At 63.7% G+C, this 13,731-nt stretch carries 10 protein-coding genes; 5 read left to right on the top strand and 5 right to left on the bottom strand.

Going from position 1 to position 13,731, the window contains the following annotated elements; genetic code table 11:
- Together VNH11_00955 and VNH11_00950 are read right to left on the bottom strand one after the other, a co-directional pair.
- Positions 1-2,015: hypothetical protein (locus VNH11_00955; protein ID HVA44928.1), on the bottom strand; the 2,015-nt coding region annotated here is incomplete at its 3' end.
- Between the two features lie 181 nt (positions 2,016-2,196).
- Entirely contained in the window at positions 2,197-2,733 is a 537-nt protein-coding gene (locus VNH11_00950; GenBank protein HVA44927.1) for a type I restriction-modification enzyme R subunit C-terminal domain-containing protein, read from the bottom strand.
- 1,782 nt (positions 2,734-4,515) lie between these two features.
- Here VNH11_00950 and VNH11_00945 point away from each other — a divergent pair.
- The 4 genes from VNH11_00945 to VNH11_00930 all read left to right on the top strand — a co-directional run bounded on the left by VNH11_00945 (position 4,516) and on the right by VNH11_00930 (position 9,519).
- The gene (locus VNH11_00945) at positions 4,516-5,955 is read left to right on the top strand and encodes a DUF1570 domain-containing protein (protein HVA44926.1); all 1,440 of its coding nucleotides are present in this window, start codon (positions 4,516-4,518) and stop codon (positions 5,953-5,955) included.
- On the top strand, positions 5,952-6,737 hold the full coding sequence (locus VNH11_00940) for a creatininase family protein (GenBank protein ID HVA44925.1): 786 nt from the start codon (positions 5,952-5,954) through the stop codon (positions 6,735-6,737). The genes VNH11_00945 and VNH11_00940 overlap by 4 nt, the downstream gene beginning before the upstream one ends.
- A gap of 131 nt (positions 6,738-6,868) precedes the next feature.
- On the top strand, positions 6,869-7,825 hold the full coding sequence (locus VNH11_00935) for a PhoH family protein (protein HVA44924.1): 957 nt from the start codon (positions 6,869-6,871) through the stop codon (positions 7,823-7,825).
- An 8-nt stretch (positions 7,826-7,833) separates the two neighbouring features.
- The gene (locus VNH11_00930) at positions 7,834-9,519 is read left to right on the top strand and encodes an HDIG domain-containing protein (protein ID HVA44923.1); all 1,686 of its coding nucleotides are present in this window, start codon (positions 7,834-7,836) and stop codon (positions 9,517-9,519) included.
- A 174-nt stretch (positions 9,520-9,693) separates the two neighbouring features.
- Here the strand turns inward: VNH11_00930 and VNH11_00925 are convergent, their stop codons facing one another.
- Positions 9,694-11,010, bottom strand: a complete 1,317-nt coding sequence (locus VNH11_00925) for a hypothetical protein (protein ID HVA44922.1) — start codon at positions 11,008-11,010, stop codon at positions 9,694-9,696.
- A 171-nt stretch (positions 11,011-11,181) separates the two neighbouring features.
- On the opposite strand from VNH11_00925, the gene VNH11_00920 reads away from it, so the two are divergent.
- Positions 11,182-12,219 (top strand): trypsin-like peptidase domain-containing protein, encoded by a 1,038-nt coding sequence (locus VNH11_00920; GenBank protein ID HVA44921.1) that lies wholly within the window; start codon positions 11,182-11,184, stop codon positions 12,217-12,219.
- 18 nt (positions 12,220-12,237) lie between these two features.
- Here the strand turns inward: VNH11_00920 and VNH11_00915 are convergent, their stop codons facing one another.
- Positions 12,238-12,651, bottom strand: coding sequence for a biopolymer transporter ExbD (locus VNH11_00915; GenBank protein ID HVA44920.1), 414 nt, complete (start codon positions 12,649-12,651; stop codon positions 12,238-12,240).
- A gap of 56 nt (positions 12,652-12,707) precedes the next feature.
- Positions 12,708-13,568, bottom strand: a complete 861-nt coding sequence (locus tag VNH11_00910; GenBank protein ID HVA44919.1) for a MotA/TolQ/ExbB proton channel family protein — start codon at positions 13,566-13,568, stop codon at positions 12,708-12,710.
- Positions 13,569-13,731 lie beyond the last annotated feature (163 nt).

Here is a 13,731-nt window from a genome sequence, read left to right as displayed (position 1 = left end):
GCCGGTCGGCCGTCGATGAGGAGATCGTTCCAGGCGGCGTAGGCGGTGGCGAAGAGCTCGGCTTCGTCGGTATTCATGGTGGCAATCTGGTCGAGCAAGCGGTCGAAACCGGCTTGCTTGTCGCCGAGCAGGCGCGCGGCGTGCTGGCACATGGCGTCGATCTTGGGACCGGGGTGATAGGTCACGCCGAAGCGGCGGCGGTCGTGCTTGGTGAACCAGCCGCTTCTCTTGGCCACCCCTTCCAGACGGTAAAGCGACTTGTCGAAGGGTCCGGCGGCATACCGCTCGAATTCAAGGCCGAGGTCGATGCCAAGATGGCTTTGGGCCAGGTGCAGCGTTTTTTCAAGCTGCGTTCGCCCGAACGAAGGCTGCGACGCCAGCCGATTGACCGTGTAGGAAACAATGGCCGCCCGCCGCAGGAATTCGTCACTCGCTTGTTTGCCCCTTGTGCGGATCACAGTTGTCGCAGCCCGCGATTGTTGGATACGAGCAAGTAGCGCCGCTGCTGGCTCGTCGGCAGGGTCCTGAGCGACAAGTTTGCCCGCGAAAGCTTGCCTGAGGATGCTCTGGCGAAGACGCACGGCACGAAGCAGCGATTGCTCAACTTCCATTTCGGCGGCATCGATTTGGGAAAGCCGCTCAGAGACAAGGGAGACAATTTGCGCTTGTTCGTTCGATGGTGCAACAGGAACCGGGAACCGGCGGAGGATCCCAAGATTGATTGAGGCAAGATTGGTTGTTTGCTTTCCCGCAGCCGTGAACCAATGCCTTCCGAATGTGTTTCCATGATGTGAAATGAACTCGGGCTGCATCTCGTTTGAAAATAGTCGAGCTCGGAAAATGTGATTTTGGTGGATGCAATCAGGAAGCTGCCCGCCCCAGACCCATCCTCGACCAAGCTTGTCTCGGTCTCCTCCTTCGGTGAAAAGAATGTCGCCGACCAGTAGGCGGAGATCCCGGATGTCCGCGGGGGACGCGTGGATCGTCTTGATTTCAGCGAGATCTAACAAACCTCTCTGCACATTGGCAACTCGAAGATATGGTACTTCGCAAATGCCTCTCTCAGCGGCGCGTTTTTGGTCCTTGGTGATCCCGCCGACCAAATCTGATAACGCTTCGAGAGTCGCCCAGCACCAGCCGTCCGGAAGAGTGGGGAGGTTGGTCGTATCCGGAGTTGCCGGCTCCACGTATCGAGCTTGCCAGTTCGTCGGCGGCTGTTTGCCAGCGACGGCGAAGGCGGCGAGTTGATCTTCTTCCCACTTGCGGCGACGCTCTTTGAGGATGCGCTGGAGAAGCTGCTCGCCGGTTTCCTGCGGTCGATACTGCGCCCGCCATGATTCGGTCAGCCGGCCCTCGACAGCGGCCTTTAGCACCGACGCGCGATACCGCTTGAGGTTCGCGTTCACCCGCTCCAGCGCCGCCACGCCCGCGTCGAGGTCGGAGAAAAGCTCGTCGATTTTGGCGACGATGCGGCGTTGTTCGTTAGACGGCGCTATGGGCACCGGCAGCAGTTGGCGGCACATGCCAACGCCGATGTTAAACTGGCCAGCAGTCGCCTTCGCAAGACGCGTTACGCGGCGCATGATTGCCTCGCTTAAGAACGCATTAACGAGGTATCGATTGCAGACGCCGTCGTGCGGCCGGAAAAGAACAACCGCCTGGTTAATATTCCATTCTGGAAAATCGTTCGGCACCAACGAGACTTTGCCGAGCGGCGGACCTACGATGTTAATTAAGACGTCGCCGGGTCGCGTAATGGACCGTTTCAGTTCCTTTTCATGTGTCTCCGCGGAAACGAATGTTGGACGGATGCTGAAATCCAGAAACCCGCGGTGGGTCAAATTGTAGACTTTTATGAATGGGACGTCGCCTTCACGCTCAAACATCTTGTCGGCGGCAGGTGTACTCCCGCTGGCGACGACGCTGCAAATCTCCGCAGGGATTGACCAAGCCCATCCGCTTGCCAGCGGCGGAAGCTGCGAAAAGTCGATGGTGGCCGCCTCAACTCGCCTCATGCGGCCAACCTCTCATTCGCCCGTAGTTGGTCACGCCCTTTCAGGGCTACTGTAGCGCGGCGGTTCGATAACCCAGGGTTGCACCCTGGGCTATCGAATGACGCCCGTTCCGGGCTACGGACGGCCTTCGGCCTTCTAAATCGAGCGCGGCCCGCGTCGCCAAAAAAAACCTTCGCGTCATTCATGCCGCCAACCTCTCGTTCAACTCTTCGAGGACGGCGGGGAGCCGCTCGCCGAAGAGGTCGTAGGCGCGGCCGAGGCCGCCGAGCTGTGCGAAGGGAGCGTATTCGAAATCGTCCTGGTCGATGCTCAGGCTGGCGGCGATGTGGTCTTTGATGGCGTCGAGCCAGCGGCGTTGATCGGCGGAAAACGTGACGCGCGACGATTGCTGCTGAGCGAGCCATTCTCGGTAACGTTCTTCCACCGTGGCACCGAAGGGGACGAGCGGCAAGTTGGGATCGATGGCGTGGCGCACCAGGGCGATCAGATCGACGAGCTTGCCGCACTTGCCCCTCACCGCCTCGGGCTCGACGGCCTGAAACGCCAGCCAGAGACGGTCGGCCGTGGCACACAAGGGCGGCGACTTGATCGCCTCGGCCAACTCCTTGACGGCCTTGAAGCGCAGGCCCGCTCGATAGGGCCGGCTGTAAAAGACGCGGACCGCCTCCAACTCGTCTTTATTGTCGGCGATGAATTGCTTGAAGTTCCATGCGGCCATCACATTGTCAGTCAGACGTATAACCTGGGACTGACCACAAGTTTACGATGCCGCGGAGCAGGTCGCAACCTAAACGAGTCGTCGGAGGCGGCGATCACCCAGTGAATGCCCGCAAGGTTGATGGGGCCGAGGTCTTCCAGCAACGGCTCAATCGAGAGAAAGCGGATTTTGGATTGGCGGTGTCGCGCGACTGGAACAACCCAAGCCATCGGCGTCGTACGATGCTGGCCGACTCTTGTCCGTGCCCGTCCGTCTCCATCCGTGGCCGCCTCCCTGTTCCGGCCGCGTGGCCGCCGGAAAGCAGCCATCAAGCCAGTTGGCCGCGAAAGCAAATGGTCGATGCCGGCGCGCCGGGAGAGACGAGGAGCGTCAGGCAGCCTTCGCGGCAGCCGCGGATGCGTGCCTAAGAATTGAGCAGCGGGGCCGCGCGGCGGTCGAGCGCGGCACCTCGGCGCACGGTGGTTGCAAATTTGCAACAACCGTTGGAACACGGCGTTTTTTATCATCTCGTACCTAATTGGAGGGGCGATCAGCGCGGAGTGCCTAATCTGTACGCATACGTCGATTTCAATGCCTATATATTAGGCAATTGTGGATAACGACGAGGGATGAGAGACGATGGATCGGAAACAGCGAAGCGAGGGGCGAGTGCATCGCGAGAGCGATGCAAGCCAGTTTCCCTACATGATGAGAGAGGGAGCAAATCCGCCGTGTTTCTACGGCATTTGCAAATTTGCAAAAGCCGTGCGCTGAGAACTCAGCGGATACCCCGCGTGTTCGACGCCACGGGTTTCATCACGGCGGTGCGTGAGGCCTGTCCCGGCGCCCGGGATGCCCAAGCCAGCCGGCGAGTACAACACAAGAGCGTAGACGGTAGACCGTAGACGGGAAACATGCCACCAGGGAACTACGAGATGATGAAATCCCTCGGGTTTTTCCCACGGGCGCAAATTTGCGCCCACGGGGAGCACTCTGTAGGGAACGCCCTCCGTGGCCTCCGTGGCGTTCCGAGGTCGTGCGGGTTGGTGCCGACCCCGCTACGCGGAACGCCCCAGAGGCCACGGAGGGCGTTGCGTACAGAGCCGCCAGCCATTCGTGGCTCCTACGCCTTCGCGCGCCGCCGTGCCGATCGTTCCGCGCTTGTACAAGTCGGCGTCGATCTTTTCGCGCACCGACCGTAAACCACGAGTCCCTACCGGCTTAGACAGCCCAGGCGGCGCGCTTGATTTTTATTTTTCACAAGCAAATCAGCCCCCTGAACCCTGAACCCTGAGAACCGAACACCATGCCCAAGCGAGAAAAGACGCAGCCACCCGTCAAACGCGCGGCGGCGGACGAACGGCCGCCCGGCGAGGGCGATTGCGGAATCTACGAACAACGCATCCTGCGCGGCAAGACGCAACGGTGGGCCAGCGCTCGCAAGCTCGCTTGCCCCACCTTACGGCCGCGGGCCGGGTCGAAACCGCGCGAGGCCGGCGAGGATGGCGCTTGCGTTTTGTCCCCAGATGGGTGGTTGCGTCAGCGATTTTTCGCCGGTCGCGAGCGATGGCGCAAGTCCCACTCCGGGCAGGCACTTACGAGGCAAAAGAACGACGGACGACCCTTTGTTTTTCGCAAGTGCAAGCACTTCGGCGCGGCCCATGCTTCCGTGTGGACGGGGCCCGGAGCCCACCCCCCAGAAACGCGCCGGCGGAGACGGATCGGTCAGGCACACGCGACGCCTGGCGGGTAAACTGAAAGCAAGGAAGTTGTTTACCCTTTTGCCCGTGGTCGAAGTCCCGGATGTTTCAACCTTGTATTGCCGCAGGCCTGTTGTTCGTCGCCCTGTTGGCGGCGCGGCCGGCCAATGCGGAAACGATCGTCGAACAGCAGGCGGCAGCCGAGCGCGAGTACGCGGCACAACTCGAAGCGCTGGCCCGCGGGTGCGACGAAAAGAAACTGCCGGAGCAGGCGGCGGCCACGCGGGAGTGGATTGCGCCGCAGGCGCCGCTCACGCTCGTCGTGCCGCTGGCCGATGATCGCTTGCCGGAAGCGGGAGACCTCGCAAGCCAGGCCGTGCGAGAATGGGCCGAGCGATTTGGACGCTTGCGCCAGGCTCAAGGCAAGCAGTGGTTCGAGCTGGCACAGAGGGCGGCGAAAGAACGACAGTTTGCCCTGGCGTTTCAACGGGTGCATGCCACGTTGCGAGAAGACCCCGACCACCAGGCCGCACGGCGGCTGTTGGGGTATAAGCGGCAGGAGGGCCGGTGGCTAAGCGCCTATGAGTCGAACAAGGCGCAGGCGCACCAGGTGTGGCACGAACGCTTCGGCTGGCTGCCGGAAAAGCAGGTTGCCCGGTATGAGTCGGGCGAGCGGTTCTTCAAAGGCCGCTGGATCTCGGCCGACGAAGACGAGCGGCTGCACGCCGAGATCGAGCGCGGCTGGGACGTGGTCACGGAGCACTACCAGGTCCGCACCAACCATAGCCTGGAAGAAGGCGTGCGGATGGCGTCGCGGCTGGAAGAGTTCTATGGCGTATGGCGGCAACTGTTCGTGCGATATGTTTTGCCCGACGAGCAGCTCGCCCGGCTGTTTCGCGAGGGGGCGCCGGCGAACCGCGTACACCGCCGGCAGCAGGTGACGTATTTCCGCAATCGCGAAGAATATATGCGGGCGCTGGGCAAAGAGCATCCGGCGATCGGAATTACCACCGGCTATTACGCGGGTCCGCAGCGGATGGCCTACTTTTTCGTCGGCGACGAGGAAGACGACAGCACGGTCTATCACGAGGCGACGCACCAGTTGTTCAGCGAGCTGAAGCAAGTCAGCCAGATCGGCCGCGACGCCAATTTCTGGGTCGTCGAGGGGATCGCCTGCTTCATGGAGTCGTATAAGCCGGGCAACCGGCTGGTGACACTGGGCGGGGCCGACGCCCTGCGGCTCGATAATGCCCGCATGTGGCTGCTGGAAAAAGGCCAGTACCTGCCGCTGGCCGAGTTGTGCGGCCTGGGCATGGACGACTTGCAAGGCCACGGCGAGATCAAGATGATCTACAGCGAGGCGTCGGGCATGACGTATTATTTATTGTTCGCCGGCGAGGGGCGGTATCGACAGGCGCTGGTCGATTACCTTTCGGCGGTTTACGCCAACCGCGACCGGCCGCAGACGCTGGCCGATCTGACCGGCACTTCCTTCAGCAAGCACGACGAGCAATATCACCAGTTTCTGAAACACCTGCCATGACGATGCGACCGTGGAAGCTGGCCGAAACCAATTACGGATATACCAAGACGCACCCCTTCGAAGTGGCCGTGCTCCCGCTGGGCGCGACCGAGCCGCACAACCTGCACCTGCCCTACGGCACCGATACCTACGAGGGCGACATCGTGGGCGAGGCGATCTGCTATGCGGCCCACGAGCGCGGGGCCAGGGTGGTGCTGCTGCCGACGGTCCCTTACGGCACCGAGACGAACCAGATGGCCTTTCCGCTGGCCATGAACCTCAACCCCTCGACGCTGTTCGCCGTGGTGACCGACCTGGTCGATTCGCTGGCCCGGCACGGCATCAAAAAGGTCGTGCTTCTCAACAGTCACGGCGGCAACGACCTGAAGCCGCTGCTGCGAGAGCTGTACGGCAAGACCGCGGCGCACGTGTTCTTGTGCAACTGGTTCCGCGTGCTGAACGACGTCGAGCGGGAGATCTTCACCGATCCGGGCGACCACGGCGGCGAGATGGAGACCTCGCTGATTCTGGCGTATCGGCCGGAGTTGGTGGCCCATCGGGCAGACGGCAGCCTCGATGCCGATGAGGGGCTGATGGCCGCCACCCGGTTCGAGGCGGTCAATCGCGGCTGGGTGGCGATGACGCGGCCCTGGCACCTGCTGACGACGAACACGGGTGCCGGCAACCCACACCCCGCGACCGCCGAAAAAGGCCGCCGCATGATGGAGTTGCTGGTCGAGCGCCTCGCGACGTTTCTGGTGGACCTGTCGAATGCGGAGACGAATGGCCGGTTTCCGTATTGAAAGCTGTTGGACCACAACGACTTACGCCAACCGTGCCGGCTCAGCTAGCCGTGCGGGCACCCGCTAAGGTAAAATACTCTGTCTAGCCTTACCTTCTGGCGCGGGCATCTATGACGCCGGCGCTGAACTTAATGACCGAAGCCACCATCGCTGTCGTCGATTCCAAAGCGCTACTCTCGCTCTTCGGGCCTCGCGACCAGCACCTCAAGCAAATTCGCGATACCCTTGGCGTTCGCATTTCTGCCCGAAGCGATGAAATCCGTATCGAGGGCGAGGAAGAAGCCGTCAGCAAGGCCACCGGAGTGCTGGAGCAATTGCAGTCGCTGGCCGTCCGCCAGGGCGTCGTGGCGCCGGGCGATGTGGCCAGGGCGTTGGCGGTGGCCACCGGCGGGCCGGCCCTGGAAGAGCCGCCGACCATCGAAGTCTTTCAGGCCGGCCGCAAAATCCAGGCCCGCACGGCCGGCCAGGCCAATTATTTGCGGGCCATTCAAGACCATGACCTGGTGTTCTGCGTCGGCCCGGCCGGCACGGGCAAAACCTACCTGGCGGTGGCCATGGCCGTCGCCGCCCTGAAACAAGAGCGGATTCGCAAAATCGTGCTGGTGCGGCCGGCGGTCGAGGCCGGCGAGAGCCTGGGCTATTTGCCCGGCGACCTGCAAGCCAAAATCAACCCTTATCTCCGCCCGTTGCTCGACGCCCTGCGCGAGATGATGGACTACGACCAGATCAAACGCTACACAGAACAGGACCTGATCGAGGTGATTCCGCTGGCCTATATGCGGGGCCGCACGCTCAACGAAGCGTTCATCATCCTCGACGAGGCCCAGAATACGACCATTTCGCAAATGAAAATGTTCCTCACCCGCATGGGCCGCAACTCGAAGATCGTGGTGTCGGGCGACGTGACGCAAGTCGACCTGCCCAGCCACACGCAGAGCGGCCTGATCGACGCCACGCGGCGGCTGAAAGGAATCGAAGGTCTGACGCACGTGCGGCTGACCAACGCCGACATCGTCCGCCACCGGCTGGTGCGCGAGATCGTGCGCGCCTATGACGAAGACACCACACGCCGCCGACCGAATCCATGAACACTTCCGTGAGTCGCAAACGGTCGCGCAGCGTCCGCGTCACCTCGTTCGATCTTGCCCCCGGCTGGTTCGCCCGTGCCATCGTGGCGCTCCGCCGCGGCGACGTTTTGCTGCGCATCGCGCTGGCCTTATCGGCCGCCGTGGCGATCTGGACGGTGGCGTTCGGCTGGCAGCCGCCGTTTCCCTACCATGTGGGCTATGTGCCGCAGCGCAACATTACGGCCCGCGTGCAATTCCGCGTCGACGACCCGCGGGCCATCGTCACCAGCAAACAAAAGTTTCTGCAATACGAGCCGGGCGAAGCGCTGGCCCTGGCCGGCGAGCCGTTGCAGCAAAAGAGCGTCGACCTGCTGAAGGCGGAATACCAGGCCTATCTGGCCGATCCGCTCTTCTCGACCGAACGGCAGGTCGAGCGGAGCCTGGCCATGTTCGGCCTGATCGCCGGCCTGCTGGCATTGGCCGCCTATTACGTCTACCTCCGCGACCGACGGCTGATCCACGACCTTTACCACCTCTCGCTGGTGCTGGCGCTGTCGTGCATGGCGATCTTGCTGGCCCGTTGGACGGCGGCCGACCCTTGGCGGGCGGAAATCATCCCGCTGCTCTTGTTCGGCATGACCATCGGCATCGCCTACGGCCGCGAGTTGGCCCTGGTGCTGTCACTGGCCGTGGTCATGGTTTTCGTGCTGGCCGATGGGGCCAGCCTGGCCCACATGGCCCTGCTCTTGGGTATCTTGGCCTCGGCCGTCGTGCAGTTGGGCCGCATCCGCAGCCGGCGGAAGCTGATTTGGGTGGGCGTGACCTCCGGCGCGGTGGCGCCGCTGCTGACCGTCGCCGCCGGCCTGCTCGACGGCCAGCCGCTACGCTCGCCGCTGCTCACTTTGGCCGCTCATAACGCCGTCTGGACGCTGCTGGCGGGGTTCTTGATCACCGGATTGCTCCCCTTTGTCGAAGGGCTGTTCGGCGTGTTGACCGAAATCAGCCTGCTGGAACTGGGCGACGTGGCCCATCCGCTGCTGCAAGAGCTGGTCCGCCGGGCGCCGGGCACCTACAACCACTCGATCAACGTGGCCTCGATCGCCGAAGCGGCGGCCGAGAGTATCGGCGCCCGCGGGCTGCTGGTCCGCGTGGGCGCGTATTTTCACGACATCGGCAAGATGCTCAAGCCCCATTACTTCGTCGAGAACCAGGGCCTCGAAGGAAGCCGGCACGACGCGCTCGTGCCCGCCATGAGCACGCTGATTATCATTGCCCACATCAAAGACGGGGCCGACCTGGCCCGGCAGCACCGCTTGCCGCAGCCGATCATCGACATGATCGAGCAGCACCACGGCACGACGCTGGTGGAGTATTTTTACCGGCGTGCCAGCCAACAATCGGAGCCGGGCAGCGAGGCGGCGAGCGTGCCCGAAAGCTCGTTTCGCTATCCCGGCCCCAAGCCGCTGACGACTGAGGCCGCCGTGCTGATGATGGCCGATGCGGTCGAAAGCGCCAGCCGTGCCTTGGTCGAGCCGACCCCCTCGCGCATCGAAAACCTGGTCGATGAGATTGCCAAGAAGCGGCTGCTCGACGGCCAGTTCGACGATTGCGGGCTGACGTTGCAACAGCTTCGCAAGGTGCAAGACAGCTTGGTGAAATCGCTCACGGCGGTCTATCACGGACGGGTCAAGTATCCCGATCAGCGGACCGCGTGAATACGTCATTTTCGGTGGCTGGGGCAGAGCTTGGCCCGATGGCGGCCGGCACCCTTCAAGAGCGTGGCGGCCAAGCGATGCCCCGGCGCGTCCAACCGGGGCATCGCCTGGCCGCCGAGACGAACGAAGTGCCGGCCTCCCCTTGGCCAGGCTCTGCCCCAGCCACCGCTGTTCCTAACGCCTAACGCCCAACGTGGAGCGTTGGGCGGCGAACGTGACACCGTAATCGCCGTCGATCACTTGTCTGTCGTGAATGTAGCTGAGAAAGCTGGCGGAGATGAGCAACTCGACGATCAGCAGTCCAGCCAGCAGGCGCCGGCCGGACCGGAGCGCCGCACGGTCGCCCTGAGCCACGCTCAAGGCTGCATAGGCAACCCACAGCAAATTCAGCAGATAGACGATGATCGAGTATTGCCGGTGCAACGGCAGGCAGCTCAACGTGAGCAGCATTCCATAGCCCCAGAAGGCCGCACTGCACACCAGGGCCGTGCCTCTGTAGGGAACGCCCTCTGTGGCGTTCCGCGAAAAGACGGCCCGCCAAGCGGGTCGCTGCCACGGCTTTTTACGGATCCACCGCCAGGCGATGGCCACCGCGATCACCAGCCCCGCCACTTGCAGAGCGCCCACCAACCAGGTCGACTTTCCACCGACGACGGGCCGGCTCAAGAAGTCGAGGTAGTCTTCGCCCAGGGCGTGATCGAGACCGCAGCCGAAGGGCTCGGTAAACCAACGCAAGTAGAACTTGCCTTCGAGCGCGCGACTCCACTTCAGCGTGGTGAGACGCGGCTGCGTCGAGACGGTTGACACATACAGCAACCAGGGGATGGCCGGCAGTGAAGCGATGACGCTGCCCGCCAGCCAACTTTTCCAGGCCGTCCGCGAGCGTTTGCTGAACCAGGTCCAAAGCGCGAACGCACCCGCGAAGAAGGCCGCCGAAAGGTTGATCTGGGCCAGCACCGGCCCGAGCATGCCCCAGCAAAACGCGCTCAACCGGCGGTCGCGCCGCCACCAGCAGGCCAAAAACAGCGCCAGCAGCAACGGAAACAGGCAGGGAGGCCAGATCTTTCGGTGGTGCAGCACCGAAAGCGGATGGACCGCCTCCAACGCCACCGCCCAAAGCCAAATCTCTCGTTCGCTGGCGGGCACCAGCGTACAAGCGAGGACGACGATCGCCGCCATCGAGGCGATGCTCAGCCAAGCGACGCCACGGGCCATGTCGACCGGCGTGTTGCCAAGCCAGCGCAGGGGAATGAACGCCCAGAGGCTCATGCCCGGATTCTCCGGTCCCGCGCTCGTCGGCATGCCGACCCAGGTGAGCGGCTCGCCGCGGCCGGCCAGCATGGCATGGCGCCATGTCCAGGCTTCGTCGGCCTTGAACTCGATGTCGTCGAGCCATGTCAGGCGCAAAACCGCCCCGGCCGCAAGCACCAGTGCAAGCGCCAGCCAGGCCGCGATCGAAACCGCGCCGGGCCTATGGGCAGCGTCAGCCACCGCACACGATGTCACACGCACCTCCGCTCGGTTCAATACCGTTTAATCAGTCCGAACTACGGTCTCTATATAGGTTTTCGGTCGGCGGTGGAAGGCCGCGATGTTCGGACCGTGATGGCCCTCGACCACCACCGTAAGATTCATCATCACACTGCTGCACGGAGATCTTACATGCGGTCCTTCAACCCACTTACACGATGGCAGCCACATTGGCTGGCGGGTGACGAACCATCCCCAGGCGACGCAGTCCGCCCGTCGCCGGCCCAGCCGCCGGGGCCGCCTGACGCCGAATTGCTCGACGCCTATTCGCGGGCCGTGATTCGCGTGGTCGAGTCGATCGGTCCGGCCGTGGTGGCGGTCGCCCGGCGACGCGGACAAGAGTCGGGCGGCGTCGGCTCCGGCGCCGTGATTAGCGCCGAGGGATACGCCTTGACCAACAGTCACGTCGTGGGCGGGCAGCAACGCGTGGTCGTCACCACCCACGACGGCGATGCCTTGGACGCGCACGTCGTGGGCGATGATCCGGCCACCGACCTGGCCCTGTTGCGCGTGTCTGCCCGCGACCTGCCGGCCGCGCCGCTGGGCGAGTCGGCGGCTTTGCGCGTGGGCCAGTTGGTGGTGGCCGTCGGCAATCCGTTCGGTTTCCAATCGACCGTCACCACCGGCGTAGTCAGCGCGCAGGGACGCTCGCTGCGCAGCCAACAGGGACGGCTGATCGAGAACGTGGTGCAGCACACGGCCCCCTTGAATCCGGGCAACTCCGGCGGGCCGCTGGTCGATTCGCTGGGACGAGTGGTCGGCATCAACACGGCCATCATCGCGATGGCCCAGGGACTCGGCTTCGCCGTGCCGGCCGACACCGCCCGGTGGGTGGTCAGCGAGATTTTGGGCCACGGCCGCGTGCGCCGGCCGATGCTGGGGCTATCGGTCTCGATGCGTCCGGTAGGCCGGGAGCTTGCCCGGCGGCTTGACTTGCTGCTCGATATGGCGGTCGAAATCGTCAGCGTCGAACCGCACGGCGCCGCGGCGCGGGCCGGTCTGCGGCCGGGCGATTTGGTGGTGGCGATCGACGGCCGCATTGTGACGGGGCTCGACGACCTGCACCGTTTGCTTTCGCGCGTGGGCGGCACGGCGGTGACGCTGTCGATCGTGCGCGGCCAGCGGCGGCTGGAAGTCGACGTGGAACCGCAATTCGCCAGTCGGACGTGAGCGTTGTCCGCGCACCTGCTATTCCGTCTGGCGCACGGTCACACTGTAGTTCGTGATGTTCGCCTTGTTGCAAAGACCCATGACTCGGACGCCGGCTTCCCAGGCGGCCCGGGCGTCGCCGCGAATCTGCACTGCTTGCGTGCCGGGGTTCTTCAGGCCCGCTTCGCGAAGCAACGCGGCGAGTTGCTCTTCGCTGAGCGACTGCCGCATGACCACGTATTGGCCGTCCTGCGTGACATTGACGACCAATTCGTGCGGCGGCATCGAGAGAGGCTCGGCCCGGACCACCTCCGGCAACTTGGTGGGCAACTCGCGCTCCTCCTGATCGAACCGCGTGGCGCACAGGAAGAAGATCAAAAGCAAAAAGACCATGTCGATGACCGGCGTCATGTTCGGTCCGTCGAGTTCGGCGTTCGTTTCAGGAAGTCGCATGGGTAGGTAATAGGCGTTGGGCGTTAGGCGTTGGGGCATGCGAAACTTGCCGGTCCTCACGACTCCATCAGCGGATTCCCGGCGGCGGGCCGCGCAGTACCGCGCTGATTCACTTGACCCAACACGGGCAACGCCTCGGTCATGCGGTCGCAGATTTCACGCAGCAGCCGCTCGTTGCGGCCGCTGAAATACGCCGCGCACAACATGGCCGGTATGGCAATCAGCAGCCCCGCTACCGTTGTTTCCAGCGCCAGATAGATTCCTTCGGCCAGCAGCTCGGCCTTGCCCAGACCGGCCTGGCTGGCCACCCGGAACGCTTCCAACATGCCCACGACCGTGCCCAAAAGGCCGACCATCGGAGCCACGTTGGCGGCCACCGACAACGGCCGCACGCGGGCACGCAGTTCCGCCATCTCTCGGGCCGCGGCGTCTTCGAGCGCCTTTTCGATTTCGGTCAGCGGCCGCCCGACGCGCAACAGTGCGGCCCGCAACACGCTGGCCAGCGGAGAAGGAGACTGCTCGCAAAGCGTCTGGTATCGCTCGATTCGATGATCGCCGGCACGCACCAGTTCGTCGAGGCCGCGGGCCAGCGCCGGCGGCGCGAGCTTGCCGCGTTGCAAGTTGGCCAGCCGCTCCAGCGCGGCGGCGGCGGCCGCTAACGAGATCAGTCCCAAAACGGCCATAAACGCCAGGTTCAGCGGTCCGCCCGCGACGATCATTTCCCACAGGTTGCCCGGCGGCTTCTTGGCCGATACAGATGTCGGCGATGCAGCACCGTCCTGAGCATCAGTGGCGTTGTTCGATACGGGCGGCGCCGCGGCTTCGTCGGCACGCAATTGCCCGCGAAGACCAATGCCGAAAGACAGCACAAGCGAGGCGGCCGCGATTAGCAAAGAGGGCCGGTAAAATCGGAGCACCGGGCACCGGAGGAATGCTGAAACGTTCATAGTAAGCCTGTGACTTAACGGTGAGTTTTGCAGGATCCGCGTAGGGTGGGACCAGCGAGCTTGCGAGCGCCCGCCCACCACGCGCTCATGGTGGGCCGGCGCTCGCAAGCTCGCTGGTCCCACCCTACACGTG

The organism is Pirellulales bacterium (assembly GCA_035533075.1).
In the GTDB taxonomy this organism is placed as follows: Bacteria; Planctomycetota; Planctomycetia; order Pirellulales; family JAICIG01; genus DASSFG01.
Note: the sequence above shows the minus strand (reverse complement) of the source record. Positions and strands in the feature narration are given on the sequence as shown.

Coding starts and splice junctions, on each gene's coding strand:
- VNH11_00940 (HVA44925.1), top strand. CDS start 5,952: ATGACGATGCGACCGTGGAAGCTGGCCGAAACCAATTACGGATATACC.
- VNH11_00950 (HVA44927.1), bottom strand. CDS start 2,733: ATGGCCGCATGGAACTTCAAGCAATTCATCGCCGACAATAAAGACGAG.
- VNH11_00920 (HVA44921.1), top strand. CDS start 11,182: ATGCGGTCCTTCAACCCACTTACACGATGGCAGCCACATTGGCTGGCG.
- VNH11_00945 (HVA44926.1), top strand. CDS start 4,516: ATGTTTCAACCTTGTATTGCCGCAGGCCTGTTGTTCGTCGCCCTGTTG.
- VNH11_00935 (HVA44924.1), top strand. CDS start 6,869: ATGACCGAAGCCACCATCGCTGTCGTCGATTCCAAAGCGCTACTCTCG.
- VNH11_00915 (HVA44920.1), bottom strand. CDS start 12,651: ATGCGACTTCCTGAAACGAACGCCGAACTCGACGGACCGAACATGACG.